General features: G+C 73.2%; 18 protein-coding genes. 14 read left to right on the forward strand and 4 right to left on the reverse strand.

All coding sequences use genetic code 11. The annotated features are described in order from the left end of the window. Positions 1 to 7: 7 nt before the first annotated feature. Positions 8 to 994, reverse strand: coding sequence for a type I pantothenate kinase (gene coaA / locus P3T37_RS29940; RefSeq protein WP_280727048.1), 987 nt, complete (start codon positions 992 to 994; stop codon positions 8 to 10). Positions 995 to 1,105: 111 nt separating this feature from the next. Between coaA and glmS the strand changes: the two genes are divergently transcribed. After that, positions 1,106 to 2,962 carry a glutamine--fructose-6-phosphate transaminase (isomerizing) gene (gene glmS, locus P3T37_RS29945; protein ID WP_280727032.1) on the forward strand — a complete coding sequence of 619 codons (1,857 nt, stop codon included), beginning with the start codon at positions 1,106 to 1,108 and terminating at the stop codon, positions 2,960 to 2,962. A gap of 23 nt (positions 2,963 to 2,985) precedes the next feature. Here the strand turns inward: glmS and P3T37_RS29950 are convergent, their stop codons facing one another. Beyond that, positions 2,986 to 3,546 (reverse strand): Uma2 family endonuclease, encoded by a 561-nt coding sequence (locus P3T37_RS29950; RefSeq protein ID WP_280727033.1) that lies wholly within the window; start codon positions 3,544 to 3,546, stop codon positions 2,986 to 2,988. 142 nt (positions 3,547 to 3,688) lie between these two features. Here P3T37_RS29950 and P3T37_RS29955 point away from each other — a divergent pair, with 142 nt between their 5' ends. The 5 genes from P3T37_RS29955 to tsaE all read left to right on the forward strand — a co-directional run bounded on the left by P3T37_RS29955 (position 3,689) and on the right by tsaE (position 8,722). Further along, positions 3,689 to 4,063 carry a holo-ACP synthase gene (locus tag P3T37_RS29955; protein WP_280727034.1) on the forward strand — a complete coding sequence of 125 codons (375 nt, stop codon included), beginning with the start codon at positions 3,689 to 3,691 and terminating at the stop codon, positions 4,061 to 4,063. Positions 4,064 to 4,072: 9 nt separating this feature from the next. Next, positions 4,073 to 5,572 (forward strand): NAD(P)H-hydrate dehydratase, encoded by a 1,500-nt coding sequence (locus tag P3T37_RS29960; RefSeq protein WP_280727035.1) that lies wholly within the window; start codon positions 4,073 to 4,075, stop codon positions 5,570 to 5,572. A 5-nt stretch (positions 5,573 to 5,577) separates the two neighbouring features. Then, positions 5,578 to 6,768: an alanine racemase gene (alr, locus tag P3T37_RS29965; RefSeq protein WP_280727036.1), complete on the forward strand. Its 1,191-nt coding sequence runs from the start codon at positions 5,578 to 5,580 to the stop codon at positions 6,766 to 6,768. Then, positions 6,765 to 7,916, forward strand: coding sequence for an alpha/beta hydrolase (locus P3T37_RS29970; protein ID WP_280727037.1), 1,152 nt, complete (start codon positions 6,765 to 6,767; stop codon positions 7,914 to 7,916). The genes alr and P3T37_RS29970 overlap by 4 nt, the downstream gene beginning before the upstream one ends. Before the next feature lie 305 nt (positions 7,917 to 8,221). After that, positions 8,222 to 8,722 (forward strand): tRNA (adenosine(37)-N6)-threonylcarbamoyltransferase complex ATPase subunit type 1 TsaE, encoded by a 501-nt coding sequence (gene tsaE / locus P3T37_RS29975; RefSeq protein ID WP_280727038.1) that lies wholly within the window; start codon positions 8,222 to 8,224, stop codon positions 8,720 to 8,722. Between the two features lie 264 nt (positions 8,723 to 8,986). Here the strand turns inward: tsaE and P3T37_RS29980 are convergent, their stop codons facing one another. Continuing rightward, positions 8,987 to 9,559, reverse strand: a complete 573-nt coding sequence (locus P3T37_RS29980) for a hypothetical protein (protein ID WP_280727039.1) — start codon at positions 9,557 to 9,559, stop codon at positions 8,987 to 8,989. A gap of 130 nt (positions 9,560 to 9,689) precedes the next feature. Between P3T37_RS29980 and tsaB the strand changes: the two genes are divergently transcribed. From tsaB to P3T37_RS30005, 5 genes are read left to right on the forward strand one after another with little or no spacing between them, the layout of a single operon-like run. Next, complete coding sequence (gene tsaB, locus P3T37_RS29985; protein ID WP_280727040.1) at positions 9,690 to 10,343, forward strand: tRNA (adenosine(37)-N6)-threonylcarbamoyltransferase complex dimerization subunit type 1 TsaB; 654 nt, start codon at positions 9,690 to 9,692, stop codon at positions 10,341 to 10,343. Further along, positions 10,340 to 10,864, forward strand: coding sequence for a ribosomal protein S18-alanine N-acetyltransferase (gene rimI, locus P3T37_RS29990; RefSeq protein ID WP_348533294.1), 525 nt, complete (start codon positions 10,340 to 10,342; stop codon positions 10,862 to 10,864). The genes tsaB and rimI overlap by 4 nt, the downstream gene beginning before the upstream one ends. Further along, positions 10,857 to 11,945, forward strand: coding sequence for a tRNA (adenosine(37)-N6)-threonylcarbamoyltransferase complex transferase subunit TsaD (gene tsaD, locus P3T37_RS29995; protein WP_280727041.1), 1,089 nt, complete (start codon positions 10,857 to 10,859; stop codon positions 11,943 to 11,945). The genes rimI and tsaD overlap by 8 nt, the downstream gene beginning before the upstream one ends. Before the next feature lie 14 nt (positions 11,946 to 11,959). Continuing rightward, entirely contained in the window at positions 11,960 to 12,205 is a 246-nt protein-coding gene (locus P3T37_RS30000; RefSeq protein ID WP_280727050.1) for a hypothetical protein, read from the forward strand. Positions 12,206 to 12,254: 49 nt separating this feature from the next. Then, complete coding sequence (locus tag P3T37_RS30005) at positions 12,255 to 13,151, forward strand: polysaccharide deacetylase family protein (RefSeq protein ID WP_280727042.1); 897 nt, start codon at positions 12,255 to 12,257, stop codon at positions 13,149 to 13,151. Positions 13,152 to 13,154: 3 nt separating this feature from the next. Here the strand turns inward: P3T37_RS30005 and P3T37_RS30010 are convergent, their stop codons facing one another. Continuing rightward, positions 13,155 to 14,324 carry a class I SAM-dependent methyltransferase gene (locus tag P3T37_RS30010; RefSeq protein ID WP_280727043.1) on the reverse strand — a complete coding sequence of 390 codons (1,170 nt, stop codon included), beginning with the start codon at positions 14,322 to 14,324 and terminating at the stop codon, positions 13,155 to 13,157. Positions 14,325 to 14,560: 236 nt separating this feature from the next. On the opposite strand from P3T37_RS30010, the gene groES reads away from it, so the two are divergent. The 3 genes from groES to P3T37_RS30025 form a co-directional block, all read left to right on the forward strand. Beyond that, positions 14,561 to 14,869, forward strand: a complete 309-nt coding sequence (gene groES / locus P3T37_RS30015) for a co-chaperone GroES (RefSeq protein WP_035800903.1) — start codon at positions 14,561 to 14,563, stop codon at positions 14,867 to 14,869. Between the two features lie 120 nt (positions 14,870 to 14,989). Next, positions 14,990 to 16,621 carry a chaperonin GroEL gene (gene groL, locus P3T37_RS30020; protein WP_280727044.1) on the forward strand — a complete coding sequence of 544 codons (1,632 nt, stop codon included), beginning with the start codon at positions 14,990 to 14,992 and terminating at the stop codon, positions 16,619 to 16,621. 109 nt (positions 16,622 to 16,730) lie between these two features. Further along, positions 16,731 to 17,428 (forward strand): LysR family transcriptional regulator (locus P3T37_RS30025; RefSeq protein ID WP_280727045.1); only part of this gene is annotated, 698 nt, incomplete at its 3' end.

Genomic DNA, 17,428 nt, shown 5'->3' on the forward strand with positions numbered 1-17,428 from the left:
CCTGCGGTCAGAGTTTGCGCAGAAGGGCGCGGCGGACCTTGTGGTCGGCGCCCTTCTGCAGCACCAGCGTCGCCCGGCCGCGGGTGGGCAGCACGTTCTCCAGCAGGTTGGGCTTGTTGATGGTCCGCCAGACCTGCCGGCCGTACTCCAGCGCCTCGCTCTCCGGCACCTCGGTGAAGCGGCGGAAGTAGGAGTTCGGGTCCAGGAAGGCGGTGTCCCGCAGCTTCTTGAAGCGGGACAGGTACCAGCTCTCGATGTCGTCGGTGCGGGCGTCGACGTAGATCGAGAAGTCGAAGTAGTCGGCCACCGCGAGCCGGGTCCGGCCGTCGTGGCCGGGCAGGGCCGGCTGCAGGACGTTCAGTCCCTCGACGATCAGGATGTCCGGGCGCTGCACGGTGAGCCGGCGGTCCGGCACGATGTCGTAGACCAGGTGCGAGTAGACCGGCGCGGTGACCTCCTGCTTGCCCGCCTTCACGTCCGCGACGAAGCGCATCAGCGCCCGGCGGTCGTAGGACTCCGGGAAGCCCTTGCGGGCCATCAGGCCGCGTCGGCGCAGCTCCTCGTTGGGGAGCAGGAAGCCGTCGGTGGTCACCAGTTCGACCCGCGGGTGCTCGGGCCAGCGGGCGAGCAGGGCCTGCAGCAGACGGGCGCTGGTGGACTTGCCCACCGCCACCGACCCGGCCACGCCGATGATGAACGGCGTCCGGGTGCGCTCGGTGTCCCCCATGTCGAGGAAGGTGCCCAGCGCGCCGCGCAGTTCGTGGGTGGCGTGGATGTAGAGGTTGAGCAGCCGGGAGAGCGGCAGGTAGACGTCCCGTACCTCGTCCAGGTCCAGGGCGGTGCCGAGGCCACGCAGCTGTTCCACCTCCTGCGCGGAGAGCGGCAGCGGCGTTCGGTCGCGCAGGGCGCTCCACTCGGCCCGGGAGAGATCGACGTACGGAGACGGCGATGGGCCGGGCGCGGTGGCAGCGCCCCGCGTACACAGTTCGGTCAGCACCCGTCCATTGTGGGCCGTAGTCGGCCGGGCCGGTGCTGTGGTGTCGGTCACGCACCGTTGTCCCGGCCGTGGCCTGGGTGAAATCGAGCGGCCCTTATGCTGACACACATGTGCGGAATTGTTGGTTATGTGGGCTCTCAGCCCGCGCTCGATGTAGTGATCGCAGGGCTGCGGCGGCTGGAGTACCGAGGGTACGACTCAGCCGGCGTGGCCATCCAGACGGCGGACTCCGCAGGGCAGTGGAGCCTCGCCACCGACAAGCGGGCCGGCAAGCTCGTCAATCTTGAGAAGTCGCTCGCCGAGACCCCCCTCCCCGGCGGCACCACCGGTATCGGCCACACCCGTTGGGCCACCCACGGCGGCCCGACCGATGCCAACGCCCACCCTCACCTGGACGACGACCTGCGGGTCGCGGTGGTGCACAACGGCATCATCGAGAACTTCGCCTGGCTGCGGTCCGAGCTGACCGAGCGCGGCCACACGCTGCGTTCGGAGACCGACACCGAGGTGGTCGCCCACCTGCTGGCCGAGGCCTACACCGGTGACCTGGCCGAGGCCATGCGGATCGTCTGCCGCCAGCTGGACGGCGCTTTCACGCTGGTCGCGGTGCACGCGGACGCGCCGGACGTGGTGGTCGGTGCGCGGCGCAACTCGCCGCTGGTGGTCGGGCGCGGCGTCGGCGAGAACTTCCTCGCCTCGGACGTCTCGGCGTTCATCGCGCACACCCGCGAGGCGATCGAGCTGGGCCAGGACCAGGTCGTGGAGCTGCGCGGCGACGCGGTGACCGTCACCAACTTCGACGGCACCCCCGCCGACGTCCGCGAGTACCACGTGGACTGGGACGCCTCGGCCGCCGAGAAGGGCGGCTACGACTACTTCATGCTCAAGGAGATCGCCGAGCAGCCGAAGGCGGTCGCGGACACCCTGCTCGGCCGGATCGGCACCGACGGCCGGCTGACCCTGGACGAGGTGCGCATCCCGGACTCGGTGCTGCGCGAGGTCGACAAGGTCGTCATCGTGGCCTGCGGCACCGCGTTCCACGCCGGCATGATCGCCAAGTACGCCATCGAGCACTGGACCCGCGTCCCGTGCGAGGTCGAGGTGGCCTCGGAGTTCCGCTACCGGGACCCGATCCTGGACGACCGCACGCTGGTCATCGCGATCTCGCAGTCCGGCGAGACCATGGACACCCTGATGGCGCTGCGGCACGCCCGCGAGCAGGGCGCCAAGGTGCTGGCGATCTGCAACACCAACGGGTCGACGATCCCGCGCGAGTCGGACGCCGTGCTCTACACGCACGCCGGCCCCGAGGTCGCGGTCGCCTCCACCAAGGCGTTCCTCACCCAGCTGGTCGCCTGCTACCTGGTCGCCCTGTACCTGGGCCAGGTGCGCGGCACCAAGTGGGGCGACGAGATCCGCGCCGTCATCGAGCAGCTCGCGGACGCGCCGCGCCAGGTCGAGCAGGTGCTGGAGACCATGGAGCCGGTGCGCGAGCTGGCCCGGTCGCTGGCGGACGCCAACTCGGTGCTGTTCCTCGGCCGCCACGTGGGCTTCCCGGTGGCGCTGGAGGGTGCGCTCAAGCTCAAGGAGCTGGCGTACATGCACGCCGAGGGCTTCGCGGCGGGCGAGCTGAAGCACGGACCGATCGCGCTGATCGAGGAGGGGCTGCCGGTCGTGGTCGTCGTCCCCTCGCCGCGCGGGCGCTCGATCCTGCACGACAAGATCGTCTCCAACATCCAGGAGATCCGGGCCCGCGGTGCGCGGACCATCGTGATCGCCGAGGAGGGCGACGAGGCGGTCGTCCCGTACGCCGACCACCTGATCCGCATCCCGGTGACGCCGACCCTGCTCCAGCCGCTGGTGTCGACCGTCCCGCTCCAGGTCTTCGCCTGCGAGCTGGCGACGGCCAAGGGCCACGAGGTGGACCAGCCCCGCAACCTGGCGAAGTCCGTCACGGTGGAGTAGCGAGGCCCCCGGCCCCCTGCGGACTACCGCAGGGGGCCGGTGTCCAGGGTGAAGGAGAACGGGGCGGGCAGGTCGAGGGGCTTGCCGAAGGCGACCTGGTGGCTCGAGGCGTAGTCGCCCCTCTCCGGGTCGGTGAACAGTGTCACCTTGGCCTCGTCGCGGTCGACCAGCAGGTAGCAGGGGATGCCCGCGGCGGCGTAGCCGAGCCGCTTGGCCTCGCGGTCCTTGGCGGGGTGGGTGGAGGTGACCTCGTAGACCAACAGCACGCCGGCGGTCCCCGCCCAGGACTCGGCATGCTCGAAGTGGCCGACCGGCGTGACAGTACCGTCAGGGATGAATCGGCCTCCGGGGGTGATCAGGCCCTTGTTGCCCAGAGCGTCGCACTCGGTGGCGGCCTTGCGCATCAGCTGCCTGACGATCAGCGCGATCGCGGTCTCGTGCGCGCCGTCCGGTGGTGGTGTCACGACGATCTCCCCGTCGATGAGTTCGGCTCGGTAGCCCTCCGGGGTGGAGAGCTCCAGGAACTCCTGAAGGAGATCCCCTTCGGCGCTCACCGGACGCTCGATGGCTGGCATGGCGACCATGGCCCTTCTCCCTCCTGCTGCTCCGGTAACGCCACCGTAGGTGCGCGGACCGGGCAGGGCGGGCTGTCGACGTGATGCTCACTCGAAAGTGTGCCGGGCGACCGGGCTCCCTGTCGCGGGGGCGTCCCGTATCGTCGGCTGGGTGATCATCGGAGTGGGAATCGACGTCGCCTCCATCGAGCGGTTCGAGGCTGCGCTGGAGCGGACGCCGGGGATGGCGGACCGGCTGTTCACCCCGGCGGAGCAGTTGCTTGCGAGTGGCGCGAGGCGGGGGGCGGCCTCGCTGGCGGCGCGGTTCGCCGCGAAGGAGGCGCTGGCCAAGGCGCTCGGTGCGCCGGGTGGGTTGGACTGGCACGACGCGGAGGTGCGGTCCGAGGAGTCGGGCCGGCCGACTCTGCACGTCACGGGGACGATCGAGGCACTGGCCGAGCGGCTGGGTGTCCGCAGCTGGCACCTCTCGCTGAGCCACGATGCCGGCGTGGCGACGGCCGTGGTGATCGCTGAGGGCGCGGGGTAGCGTCGAGCCATGCGCCACGCTCACACCGTCGAACAGGTACGTGCCGCCGAGGCCGCGCTGGCCGGGCAGCCGCTGATGGACCGCGCGGTGGCCGGCCTGGCCGCCACCTGCGCGCGACTGCTGACGGAGCGTCGGGGGCGGGTCTACGGCAGCCGTGTCCTGGTGCTGGCCGGCAGCGGTGACAACGGTGGTGACGCGCTCTTCGCAGGCGCCCGGCTGGCCCGTCGCGGCGCGGCCGTCAGTGCGGTGCTGCTCAGCCCGGACCGCGCCCACGCGGGCGGCCTGGCGGCGCTGCGGGCCGCGGGTGGCCGGGTGAGTGCGGACCCGGACGTCGGCCTGGCCGACTTCCGGCGCGCCGACCTCGTCCTCGACGGCATCGTCGGCATCGGCGGGAGCGGCGGCCTGCGCCCGGCGGCCCAGCCGTACGCGACGGCGCCGCGGACCGGGGTGCTGGTCGCGGTGGACCTGCCGAGTGGGGTCGACGCGGACACCGGCGAGGTCCCGGGCGCGGCGCTGCGCGCCGACGTCACGGTGACCTTCGGGACGTACAAGCCCGGCCTGCTGGTGGACCCGGGCGCCGGCTACGTCGGCGCGCTCCAACTGGTGCCGATCGGCCTGGCGCCCGCCGAGGCCGCCGTCCAGGCTCTTCAGCACGCCGAGCTGGCCGCCCTGCTGCCGCACCCGGCCACCGAGAGCGACAAGTACCGTCGGGGCGTCCTCGGCCTGCTCGCGGGCTCCGAGCGCTACCCGGGCGCCGCCCTGCTGGCCGTGGCCGGAGCGCTGCACGGCGGCGCGGGCGCCGTCCGCTACCAGGGCCGGCCGGCCGAGGAGGTGGTCCGGTGCCACCCCGAGGTGCTGCTGACCCCCGGGCGGGTGCAGGCCTGGGTGGTCGGCCCGGGCTCCGGCGACGACGCCGCCGACGCGTTGGCCGACGCGCTGGCCGCCGAGGTCCCGGCGCTGATCGACGCCGACGCCCTGACCGAACTCGCCCGCCGCGGCCCCACCGAGCTGGCCGGCCGCAGCGCACCGACCCTGCTGACCCCGCACACCGGCGAGGCGGCCCGGCTGCTCGGCGGCGGCGTGACCGCGGACCAGGTCGCCGCGGCCCGGCTGCGGTACGCCCGCGAACTGGCCGTCCGCTTCGGCGCGACCGTGCTGCTCAAGGGCTCGACCACGGTGGTCGCCCGCCCGGACGGCGCCGTCCGGGTCAACCCCACCGGCACCTCCTGGCTGGCCACGGCGGGCAGCGGCGACGTGCTGGCCGGCCTGGCCGGCGCCCTGCTGGCCGCCGGGCTCGACCCCTGGGACGCCGCCCCGGCCGCCGCCTACCTGCACGGCCTGGCCGGCCGGATCGCCGCCGCGGGCGGCGTCCTCGGCGGCGGACCCGGTGCGCCTGTCACCGCCTCGGAGGTCGCCGCCGCCCTGCCGAGCGCCTGGCGCGCGGTGCAGGAGGGACACCGGGGGCCGCAGGGGCGTCGGACGGGAATCTCCGCAGGTCTGGGAGACTGACCCGGATGACAACTGCGACGACGACCGGGACCGCCATGCTCGCTGACGGAGTGCGCGCCGAGGCCGCCATCGATCTGGCGGCCCTGCGCGGCAACCTCGCGGCTCTGCGGGAGCGCGCGCCGAGCGCCGCGCTGATGGCCGTGGTGAAGGCCAACGGCTACGGCCACGGCGCGCTGCCGTGCGCCCTGGAGGCCCTGGCGGCCGGCGTCCGCTGGCTCGGCACCGCGACGCCCGACGAGGCGCTCGCGCTGCGCGCGGGCGGCATCGGACCGGAGCGGGCCCGCATCCTGTGCTGGCTCTGGACCCCCGGCGGCCCGTGGGCCGAGGCACTGCGGGCCTCGGTGGACATCTCGGTGAGCGGCCGGTGGGCGCTGGACGAGCTGCTCGCGGCCGTCCGGCTGACCGGCGTCCCGGGCCGGGTGCATCTCAAGGCCGACACGGGTCTGGGCCGCAACGGCTGCCAGCCGCACGACTGGCCCGACCTGGTGGACGCCGCGCTGCGCGCCCAGGCCGAGGGGCTGATCGAGGTGGTCGGCCTCTGGTCGCACTTCGCCGCCGCCGACGAGCCCGGCCACCCGTCCGTCCGGGCCCAGCTGGACGCCTTCGCGGCGGCCCTCGACCACGCCGAGCGGGCCGGGGTCACGCCCGAGGTGCGGCACCTGGCCAACTCGCCGGCCACCCTGCTGCTGCCCGAGGCCCACTACGACCTGGTCCGCACCGGGCTGGCGATGTACGGACTGTCGCCGGTCCCGGAGGTCGGCCCGCCCGCCGACTTCGGGCTGCGCCCGGTGATGGCGCTGCACGCGCGCCTGGCGCTGGTGAAGACCGTGCCGGGCGGGCACGGCGTCAGCTACGGGCACCTGTACCACACCCCCGGCGAGACCACCCTGGGTCTGGTCCCGCTCGGTTACGCGGACGGCCTGCCCCGGCAGGCCAGCGGCGCGGGACCGGTGCAGATCGGCGGCAAGTGGCGGACCGCGGCCGGGCGGATCGCGATGGACCAGTTCGTGGTGGACCTCGCCGGCGAGACGCCCGAGGTGGGCGAGGAGGTGCTGGTCTTCGGCAACGGCGAGCGCGGCGAGCCGACGGCCGAGGACTGGGCCCGCGCGGCCGGCACCATCGCGTACGAGATCGTCACCCGGATCGGCGCCCGCGTGCCGCGCCGCTATGTCGGTGGCATCGGAACCGTCGGATGACCGAGCCGGCCGGTGGCAGCGGGGTGAGCCGGGCCGGGCTGATCGGCATCTCGGTCGGCGTGGTCGCGGCCGGCGCCGCCGCGGGCGTCGCCATCGAACGGCTGACGGTGGGCCGGGCGACCCGCCGCCGGGCCCGCGAGGAGCTCGACGCGGCCGCGCCGTTCGGCACCCTGCGCGGCCGGTCGCGCACGGTGGCGGCCGCCGACGGCACCGAGCTCTACGTCGAGGTGGACACCCCTGACACCCCGGACGCCCCGGACGCCGGCGGACTCACCGTGGTGCTCTGCCACGGCTACTGCCTCAACCAGGACAGCTGGCACTTCCAGCGGGCCGCGCTGCGCGGCAGCCTGCGGCTGGTGTGCTGGGACCAGCGCAGCCACGGCCGCTCCGAGCGCTCCCGCTCCTACCTGGCCGGCGAGCCCGCGAGCATCGACCAGCTGGGCTCCGACCTCAAGGCCGTGCTGGACGAGGTCGTGCCGACCGGGCCCGTCGTGCTGGTGGGCCACTCGATGGGCGGCATGACGGTGATGGCGCTGGCCGACCAGCACCCGGAGCTGTTCCGGGAGCGGGTGGTCGGCGTCGCGCTGATCGGTACCACGGCCGGCGACTGGGACACCGTCACGCTCGGCCTGCCCGCGATGGGCGCCCGGGTCTGGCGCCGGCTGGGCCCCGGCGTGGTGAGGCTGCTGGGCAGCCAGGTCGGCCTGGTGGAGGCCACCCGGCGGGTCGGCGCGGATCTGGCCGCGGTGCTCTACCGCCGGTTCTCCTTTGGCGCCAAGGACGTCGACCCGGCGGTGGCCCGGTTCGCCGAGCAGCTGCTGGACAGCACGCCGATCGACGTGGTGGCCGAGTTCTACCCGGCGTTCGGGGTGCACGAGAAGGCCACCGCGCTGGCCACCGTCGCGGGGGTGCCGGCGCTGGTGCTGGCCGGCACCAGGGATCTGCTGACGCCGGCGGCGCACAGCGAGGCGATCGCCCGCGCGCTGCCGGACGCCGACCTGGTGCTGCTGCCCGACGCCGGGCACCTGGTGATGCTGGAGCGCCCGGACGAGGTGAACCGCAGCCTCGCGGCGCTGCTCGGCCGCGCCGCCGCCCGCGCCGGTCTGCGACTGCCGCGTGCCGTCCAGGAGTTGGCGGGACCGCAGTAGGCACCGACTGCGTTAGACCGACCGGCGATTGGGGGGTGGGTGAAGGAGGGGGTGCCCCCGGCCGAAGGCTGGGGGAGGGTCGAGGGCCGAGTCTGGGCGGTGCCGACGAAGGAGTCCATGCGGAGCATCAGGGCCCCTCCTGCCCGTTGCCGGGCAAGGAGGGCGACTGAGGAGAAGCCGTCCAAGGGGGCACCTCCCGCCCGAAGGGTGGGGGAGAGAGCCATCGGCCCGCGACGCCGCCCCCCAATCGCCGGTCGGTCTTATGGCACCGTTGGCTTGGACCGACCGACACAGGCAGAGGAATCATGGGCTCGTACACCACTCTCACCGTCCCCACCCCCGAACGGATGAACGGTCTCGGCGAGCGGCTGGCCGGCCTGCTCCGACCCGGGGACCTGGTGCTGCTCTCCGGTGAGCTGGGCGCGGGGAAGACCACGCTGACCCGGGGGCTCGGGGTCGGCCTCGGCGTGCGCGGGGCGGTCACCTCGCCGACCTTCGTGATCGCCCGGGTGCATCCGTCGCTGGTCGGCGGCCCCGCGCTGGTGCACGTGGACGCCTACCGGCTGGGCGGCGGCCTGGACGAGATGGAGGATCTCGACCTGGACGTGTCGCTGCCCGAGTCGGTGGTGGTGGTCGAGTGGGGCGAGGGCAAGGTCGAGGACCTCTCCGAGAGCCGACTGGAGGTGCGGATCGAGCGTGGCGATGCCGAGGTGTCGGTGGACGGACCCGACCCGCGCCGGGTCACCCTGAACGGCCTGGGCAGCCGCTGGGACGGCGTCGACCTGGCGGCCCTGGACGCGCGCTGAGGTTTTCCCGACACGGTGTCGGGAAAGTGTTGCGGGTAGGGCACCGGGCGTGATGGGATGGGTGCGGCAGTTAGGTATGCCTAACTACGGAGGCGCCATGTCGAGCAGCACCCCCGCTCAGAGCACAGTCCCGATGCGCGCCCTGCTGGCCGCGACCGCGGCCGCCGCGGCGGTCTGCACGCCGCCGCGGCCGGGTGACGCCGTGGCAGAGCGAGGGGACGCCGTGGCAGGGAGAGGGGACGCCGTGGCCGGGCGCCGGCGCGCTCAGGCGATCACGATCACCCGGGTGCCGGTCGGGGCGAAGTCCCAGAGCGTCTGACCGTTCTCCCGGCTCTCCCGGATGCCGCCGGTCCTGACCTTGGGGTCGGGCGAGGGGGTCGCGCCGTCGACGGCGGCGCTGAAGCCGAAGACCGTCCCGCTCTGCTCGGCGAACCGGACCACGTGCTCGACCTGCCGGCCGTCCGTGCCGGTGGTCGCCGCCGCCCGGCTGTAGACGGTGAAGCTGCCGGTCTCCGGGCTGACCGAACCGGGCTCCACCGCGAAGGCGGCCTGCACCTGCGGGGTCTTCTTCGGGTCGACCAGCCACACCTGGCGGGCGCTCACCGAGTAGACCACCCGGCGGCCGGTGCCGGAGGCGGCGGGCAGTGCGGCCAGGGCGGCCGAGGGAGAGGCGCTCGGCGAGGGCGAGGCGGACGGGGAGCCGGTGGCGCCGGGCCGCGGGCCGGCGGCCGCGGTGCGCGTCTCGGCGCCGTTCGCCTGGATGGCGAGCAGGCTCACCACCGCCAGGGCGCCCAGGGTCAGACCGGTGACGACGACTCCGGGACCGATCTTTGCCACGAGTGCTCCCACCATCCGTAGTGCTGGTCGGTCTTATGGTGCCAGTTCCACGGCCCCGCTCGGCGACGCCGAGAACGTGTGTTCCGTACCAGGACAAATGGTCGAGCCGCCGACCCTCTAACCTGGAGCCGTGCTGCTGCTCGCGTTCGACACCGCTACCCCCGCCGTCACCGCCGCCGTCCATGACGGAACGGCCGTCCTGGCGCAGACCCACCAGGTCGACGCCCGTCGCCACGGGGAGCTGCTGCTCCCCGCGATCGGCCGGGCGCTCGCCGAGGCCGGCGTCGACAAACACGAGCTCACGGGGCTGGTGGTCGGGGTCGGCCCCGGCCCGTACACCGGCCTGCGGGTCGGCCTGGTCACCGCCGCCGCGCTCGGCCACGCGCTCGGCCTGCCGGTGTACGGCGTCTGCACCCTGGACGCGATCGCCCACCAGGCCCGCGCCGAGGGGCTGACCGGCCCGTTCACGGTCGCCACCGACGCCCGGCGCAAGGAGGTCTACTGGGCCTCCTACGACGCCGACGGCACCCGCGCCGAGGGTCCCTCGGTCGACCGTCCCGCCGAGTTGACGGCCCGTCCGGTCGCGGTCGGCGCCGGCGCGCTGCTCTACCGCGAGGTGTTCACCGACGCCCGTGCCCCCGAGCACGTCTCGGCCGGCGCGATGGCCGACTTCGCCGCCACCGAGCTGGCGGCCGGCCGCGAGCTGCTGCCCCCGCTCCCGCTCTACCTGCGCCGCCCCGACGCCCAGGTGCCCGCAGGCTACAAGGCGGTGCTCCCGGCGTGACCGCTGTGCACACGCGGACCACGCTGCGGCCGATGCGCTGGTGGGACATCGACCCGGTGATGGCGCTGGAGCTGCGGCTCTTCCCCGACGACGCCTGGTCGCCGGCCATGTACTGGTCCGAACTCGCCGAGACCCACCCCGGCGGCAACCGCCACTACACCGTGGCCACCACCGAGGACGGCACGATCGTCGGCTACGCCGGCCTGATGGCCATCGGCACCGAGGGCGACGTCCAGACCATCGCCGTCGACGAGCGCCACCAGGGGGCGGGGCTCGGCGCGGTGCTGCTCACCGACCTGATCGACGAGTCGGTGCGGCGCGGCTGCACCGAACTGCTGCTGGAGGTTCGGGTCGACAACCTGCGCGCCCAGCGGCTCTACGAGCGCTTCGGCTTCGTCCCAGTCGGCATCCGGCGCGGCTACTACCAGCCGATCGACGTGGACGCCCTGGTGATGCGCCTGGACCACCCGAGCGGCGATGCTCACCCGAACGATGATCTGAAGGAATCCCTCCATGGCTGACGAACCGCTCGTCCTCGGCATCGAGACCTCCTGCGACGAGACCGGCGTCGGCATCGTGCGCGGCACCACCCTGCTGGCCGACGCGGTGGCCTCCAGCGTCAACGACCACGCCCGCTTCGGCGGCGTGGTCCCCGAGATCGCCAGCCGCGCGCACCTGGAGGCGATGGTCCCGACCATCCAGCGCGCGCTGGACACCGCCGGCATCAAGGCCTCCGACCTGGACGGCATCGCGGTCACCGCCGGTCCCGGCCTGGCCGGCGCGCTGCTGGTCGGCGTCTCGGCGGCCAAGGCCTACGCCTGGGCGCTGGACAAGCCGCTGTACGGCGTCAACCACCTGGCCTCGCACATCTGCGTGGACCAGCTGGAGCACGGCCGGCTGCCCGAGCCGACGATGGCGCTGCTGGTCTCCGGCGGCCACTCCTCGCTGCTGCTGACCACCGACATCACCAGCGACGTCCGCCCGCTCGGCGCCACCATCGACGACGCGGCCGGCGAGGCCTTCGACAAGGTGGCCCGGGTGCTGGGCCTGGGCTTCCCCGGCGGTCCGGTGGTGGACCGCATGGCTCGCGAGGGCGACCCGAAGGCGATCGCCTTCCCGCGCGGCCTGAGCGGCCCGAAGGACCCCGCCTACGACTTCTCCTTCTCCGGCCTGAAGACCGCCGTCGCCCGCTGGGTGGAGGCCAAGCGGCGGGCCGGCGAGGAGGTGCCGATCGCGGACGTCGCCGCGTCCTTCCAGGAGGCGGTCACCGACGTGCTGACCCGCAAGGCGGTCAAGGCCTGCCGGGAGAACGGCGTGGACCACCTGATGATCGGCGGCGGCGTGGCGGCCAACTCGCGGCTGCGCGAGATGGCCCTGCAGCGCTGCGAGAAGGCGGGCATCCGGCTGCGGGTGCCGCGTCCCGGGCTCTGCACGGACAACGGCGCGATGGTGGCGGCACTCGGCTCGGAGATGGTCTGGCGGGGCCGCGCTGCCTCCGCGCTGGACCTGTCGGCGGACTCCTCGCTGCCGGTCACCGAGGTCTCGGTGCCGCACAACGACGTGCACGGCGAGGCCTACCGCGCCCTGGGCGGCGGTGCGTGAGCACCGTCGCGGCGATGTGGGAGGCCCGGGCGGCGGACGGCCGGGCGCCTGAACTGCTCGCCTGGGCACGGGAGTTCGCGGTGCCCGCGCTCGAAGGCGCGGCCCGGGTCGAGCTGTTCAGCGCGCCGGGGGAGCGCGTGCTGCTGATCGGCTGGTGGGAGGGGACCGAGCCGGCGGCCGTCCCCGAACCGCCGGCCGGGCTGCTGGCGCGGCCCGTGCACCGCTGGTCGTTCAACAGTGAGTACGTCGTGGCACGGTAGCGTTCTCGGTCTAGACCTGACCGAACAGCAGCCCGGGGAGCGCAACGCGGTGAAGACGTACGACTGGAGCCGGACGAGGATCTACCTGGCCGGCTCGCTCGCCCTGGCCGCCGCGATCAGCGGCTGCGGCAGCAGTGGCGGCGCCAGGTCCGCGCCGGGTGCGCTGTCGCCCGCGGCCTCCGCGCAGCCCGTGCAGACGGCGCTGCCGCCAGTGCCCAAGTCCTCGGCTCCGGCAGGCGCCGCCGGCGCCGCGGCCTGGGCCAAGTGGAAGCTCCAGCCGATGCAGCCGGCCCCGCCGGCCCCGGCGGACAAGCCCGTCAAGCTCACCAAGACCGGTGCCGTCCCGGTGATCAGCGCGATCCCGACCACCGACAAGGTGGTCTTCGTGACGATCGACGACGGCGCGGAGAAGGACCCCAAGTTCATCGAGATGATGAACGACCTCAAGGTCCCGATCACGATGTTCCTGATGGACGACGCCATCAAGAACGACTACGGCTACTTCAAGCCACTTCAGGCACAGGGCAACCTGATCCAGAACCACACGCTGCACCACCCGGCGATGAGCACCAAGTCGGCCGAGCAGCAGAAGACCGAGGTCTGCGGCGACCAGCAGGTGCTGACCCAGCAGTACGGCGCCGCGCCCTTCCTGTTCCGCCCGCCCTACGGCGACGGCGCGCACACCCCGACGCTCAACACCGCCGTCCAGCAGTGCGGTCCGCGTGCCGTCGTGCTGTGGCACGAGACCATGCAGATCCACGACATGCAGTACCAGACGGGCGACAAGAAGCTGAAGCCCGGCGACATCATCCTGGCGCACTTCCGCGGTCCCAAGGACCTCAAGGGCGAGACGATGACCGAGATGTTCGGCGAACTGCTCAGCCGTATCCAGGAGCAGGGCTTCTCGGTGGCCCGCCTCGAGGACTACATCCAGCCACCCGCCTAGGCCCTAGCCCGCCGGCTGCCCCAGCAGCATCACCGGGGTGGTGCCGATCCGGGTCATGAAGACGGTCGCCGTGTTCGGGCCCTCGGGCTTGAGCGCGCGGCGCAGCTCCTCCGGGGTCAGGCCGATGCCGCGCTTCTTGATCACCACGGTGCCCACCCCGCGCTTGCGCAGCAGGGACTTGAGCTTCTTGATGTTGAACGGCAGCTGGTCGGTGATCTCGTACGCATGGGCGTAGGGGGTCGGGACCAGCTGGTCGGACGTCAGGTAGGCGATCATCGGGTCGATCAGCGTGCCGCCGACCTGCTCGGCGACCTCGGCGACCAGGTGGGCGCGGATCACCGCGCCGTCCGGCTCGTAGAGGTAGCGCCGGGTCGGGCCCGCCGCCGGGTCGGGCAGTCGGCCGCCGGTCAGCGTGCGGTCGCCGGGGAGCAGGGTGGCCCGGTGCGGTTCGGCGGCCTTGGTGCCGAACCAGAGCACCGCCTCCTTCACGTCCCCGTGGTCGGAGACCCACTCGGCCTCGGCGTCCTCGGGCACCAGGTCGTGCGGGATGCCGGGCGCCACCTTGAGCGCGCCGAACGGGGTCCGGCGACCGGCCTCGACGGCCCAGGAGAGCGGCGGGGAGTAGGCCGAGGGGTCGAAGACCCTGCCCTTGGAGGTGCGCCGGGCGGGGTCGGTGAAGACCGCGTCGAAGCCGGTGACGTCCACCTCGGTGACGTCGGCGCAGCGCACCTCGATCCGGTCGGCGAGGCCGAGCGCCGCGGCGTTGGCGGCGGCGGCCGCGCAGGCCAGCGGGTCGCGGTCGACGGCCAGCACCTCGATCCCGGCCCGGGCCAGCGCGATCGCGTCGCCGCCGATGCCGCCGCACAGGTCTGCCAGCCGCCGTACGCCCAGCGCCGCGAAGCGCTGCGCCCGCCAGTCGGCCACGCTGCGCCGGGTGGACTGCTCGACGCCGTTGGGGGTGAAGTACATCGAGTCGGCGTCCTCGCCGAACTTCGCCCGGGCACGCTGGCGCAGCAGCGCCTGCGCGAGCGCGGCGGAGACCAGCTCGGCGGGGTGCTCGCGGCGCAGCCGGGTGGCCAGCGCCAGCTCCTCGCCGGGGGCGTACTCGCGCAGCTCGGCCAGCAGCTGCCGGCCCGCGTCGGTCAGCAGGGCCTCAAAGATCTCGGTCTCCACCCGCCCATTGTCCCCGGCGGCGACGCGCCCGGGCACACCGGTCACAGCGAAACCATGGGCGCGCCGTTGGCACTCTGGTTGACTGAGTGCTAACCGCGGCCTATGGTCGTTCCTGGCACTCCCCCCAGGGAGAGTGCTAACGCGACAGAGCAGGTCTGACCCCCGCGACGGCAGACCGGCAGACGTCGCCACCTACCTGTAAGACAACCCCGTAATCTCCGAAGGGGAACTCGGACGTGACCACCGCCAGCAGCAAGGTTGCCATCAAGCCGCTTGAGGACCGCATTGTGGTCCAGCCGCTCGACGCCGAGACCACCACGGCCTCCGGCCTGGTTATCCCGGACACCGCCAAGGAGAAGCCCCAGGAGGGCGTTGTCCTGGCCGTCGGCCCGGGCCGCTTCGAGGACGGCCAGCGTCTTCCGCTCGATGTCGCCGTCGGCGACGTCGTCCTGTACTCCAAGTACGGCGGCACCGAGGTGAAGTACGCGGGCGAGGAGTACCTCGTCCTCTCGGCTCGCGACGTTCTCGCCATCATCGAGAAGTAAGCAAGTCCGGCGGGCCAGCCGCCCGCCACCTCGCCTCGCCCCGGATCCGTGTCAGCACTGACAGGGGCCCGGGGCGCGGTTGTTGGCTCACGTAGCGCAGAAACCCAAGGAAACGGAACCATGCCGAAGATCCTGCAGTTCGACGAGGACGCCCGCCGCTCGCTGGAGCGCGGTGTGAACAAGCTGGCCGACACCGTCAAGGTGACCATCGGTCCCAAGGGCCGCAACGTCGTCATCGACAAGAAGTTCGGCGCCCCGACCATCACCAACGACGGCGTCACCATCGCCCGCGAGGTCGAGCTCGACGACCCGTACGAGAACCTTGGCGCGCAGCTCGTCAAGGAGGTCGCCACCAAGACCAACGACGTCGCGGGTGACGGCACCACCACCGCCACCGTGCTGGCCCAGGCCCTGGTCAACGAGGGTCTGCGCAACGTCGCCGCGGGCGCCGGCCCGGCCGCCCTGAAGAAGGGCATCGACAAGGCCGTCGCGGCCGTCACCGAGCACCTGCTCTCGGTCGCCCGTGAGGTCGACGGCAAGGACGACATCGCCGCCGTCGCGTCGCTCTCCGCCCAGGACCCGCAGGTCGGCGAGCTGATCGCCGAGGCGATCGACAAGGTCGGCAAGGACGGCGTCATCACCGTCGAGGAGTCGAACACCTTCGGCGTGGAGCTGGACTTCACCGAGGGCATGCAGTTCGACAAGGGCTACCTCTCGCCGTACTTCGTGACCGACGCGGAGCGTCAGGAAGCGGTCCTGGAGGACCCCTACATCCTGATCAACCAGGGCAAGATCTCCTCGATCCAGGAGCTGCTCCCGCTGCTGGAGAAGATCCTCCAGGGCGGTGCCTCCAAGCCGCTGCTGATCATCGCCGAGGACGTGGACGGCGAGGCGCTCTCCACCCTCGTGGTGAACAAGATCCGCGGCACCTTCAACGCGGTGGCCGTCAAGGCCCCCGGCTTCGGTGACCGCCGCAAGGCCATCCTGGGCGACCTGGCCACCCTGACCGGTGCCACCGTCATCTCCGAGGAGGTCGGCCTCAAGCTCGACCAGGCCGGTCTGGACCTGCTGGGCACCGCCCGCCGGGTGACCATCACCAAGGACGAGACCACGGTCGTCGACGGTGCCGGTGACCACGAGGCCGTCGCCGGCCGAGTGGCCCAGATCAAGGCCGAGATCGCCAACACCGACTCGGACTGGGACCGCGAGAAGCTGCAGGAGCGCCTGGCCAAGCTGGCCGGCGGCGTCTGCGTGATCAAGGTCGGCGCCGCCACCGAGGTGGAGCTCAAGGAGCGCAAGCACCGCCTGGAGGACGCCATCTCGGCGACCCGTGCCGCGGTCGAGGAGGGCATCGTCGCCGGTGGTGGCGCCTCTCTCGTGCACGCCCAGAAGGTGCTCGACGGCGGCCTGGGCCTGACCGGCGACGAGGCGACCGGTGTCGCGGTGGTCCGCAAGGCGCTCGCCGAGCCGCTGCGCTGGATCGCCCAGAACGCCGGCCTCGAGGGCTACGTCATCACCCACAAGGTCGCCGAGATGGAGGCGGGCTTCGGCTTCAACGCCGCCACCGGCGAGTACGGCGACCTGCTGAAGGCCGGCGTCATCGACCCGGTCAAGGTCACCCGCTCGGCGCTGGAGAACGCGGCCTCGATCGCCTCGCTGCTCCTCACCACCGAGACCCTCGTGGTGGAGAAGCCCGCCGCGGAGGAGGCCGACGCCGGCCACTCGCACGGCGGCCACGGCCACTCGCACTAAGTACGTACGTTCGAGGCCCGGCACCCCTGCTCAGCGGGGGTGCCGGGCCTTCGGCGTACCCGGGCCCGCGCGGTACGGGGACGGGCTCTCGGGGGCGTAGCGTGAACGCATGATCGAGGCTCGCCATCTCCGTGTCCTGCGGGCCGTCGCCCGCACCGGCTCCTTCTCCGCCGCCGCTCGCGAACTGGGATGCACCCAGCCGGCGGTCAGCCAGCAGATGAAGGCGCTGGAGAAGTCGGTGCAGCTGCCCCTGGTGGTCCGGGTCGGCCGCGGCATGCAGCTGAGCGAGGCCGGCCAGGTGCTGCTGAAGCACGCCACCGGGATCCTGGCCGGCCTCTCGGCCGCCGAGGAGGAGGTGGCGGCGATCGCCGGCCTGCGGGCCGGACGGGTGCGCCTGGTGTCGTTCCCGACCGCGAGTTCCACTCTTGTGCCGCCCGCTGTCGCCCGGCTGCGGGGCGCCCATCCGGGGGTCCGCGTGTCGCTGGTGGAGGCCGAGCCGCCGGAGTCGCTGGCGATGCTGCGCGGCGGCGAGTGCGAGATCGCGCTGGCCTTCCGCTACCCGGACGCGCTGTCGGCGCCGGCTGTCTCCGTGCCGGGGGCCCTTGCGCACGGGGGCACCCGGGCGGCGCGGGCCGAGGCGACGTTGGGGGCCCGCGCGCCGGGGGGCGCCCCCGCCCCCCGGGGGGGGCCGCCCCGGGGGCACCACCCCCGGGGCTTTTCGCCGCCGCCCCCCCCACCCGCCACGCCGGGGGGGGGGGCCGCCCGCGGCCGCCCCCCCCACCGTGCTTCTCGGCGTACAGGGGCTAG

The organism is Kitasatospora sp. MAA4, assembly GCF_029893355.1.
Classification (GTDB): Bacteria; Actinomycetota; Actinomycetes; order Streptomycetales; family Streptomycetaceae; genus Kitasatospora.

What these genes read in the sequence shown, in the direction of transcription:
- P3T37_RS29960 (WP_280727035.1), top strand. Translation starts at nt 4,073, where the DNA reads ATGCGCCACGCTCACACCGTCGAACAGGTACGTGCCGCCGAGGCCGCG.
- P3T37_RS30000 (WP_280727050.1), top strand. Translation starts at nt 11,960, where the DNA reads ATGTGGGAGGCCCGGGCGGCGGACGGCCGGGCGCCTGAACTGCTCGCC.
- P3T37_RS29950 (WP_280727033.1), bottom strand. Translation starts at nt 3,546, where the DNA reads ATGGTCGCCATGCCAGCCATCGAGCGTCCGGTGAGCGCCGAAGGGGAT.
- P3T37_RS29970 (WP_280727037.1), top strand. Translation starts at nt 6,765, where the DNA reads ATGACCGAGCCGGCCGGTGGCAGCGGGGTGAGCCGGGCCGGGCTGATC.
- groL (WP_280727044.1), top strand. Translation starts at nt 14,990, where the DNA reads ATGCCGAAGATCCTGCAGTTCGACGAGGACGCCCGCCGCTCGCTGGAG.
- tsaE (WP_280727038.1), top strand. Translation starts at nt 8,222, where the DNA reads ATGGGCTCGTACACCACTCTCACCGTCCCCACCCCCGAACGGATGAAC.
- glmS (WP_280727032.1), top strand. Translation starts at nt 1,106, where the DNA reads ATGTGCGGAATTGTTGGTTATGTGGGCTCTCAGCCCGCGCTCGATGTA.
- alr (WP_280727036.1), top strand. Translation starts at nt 5,578, where the DNA reads ATGACAACTGCGACGACGACCGGGACCGCCATGCTCGCTGACGGAGTG.
- tsaD (WP_280727041.1), top strand. Translation starts at nt 10,857, where the DNA reads ATGGCTGACGAACCGCTCGTCCTCGGCATCGAGACCTCCTGCGACGAG.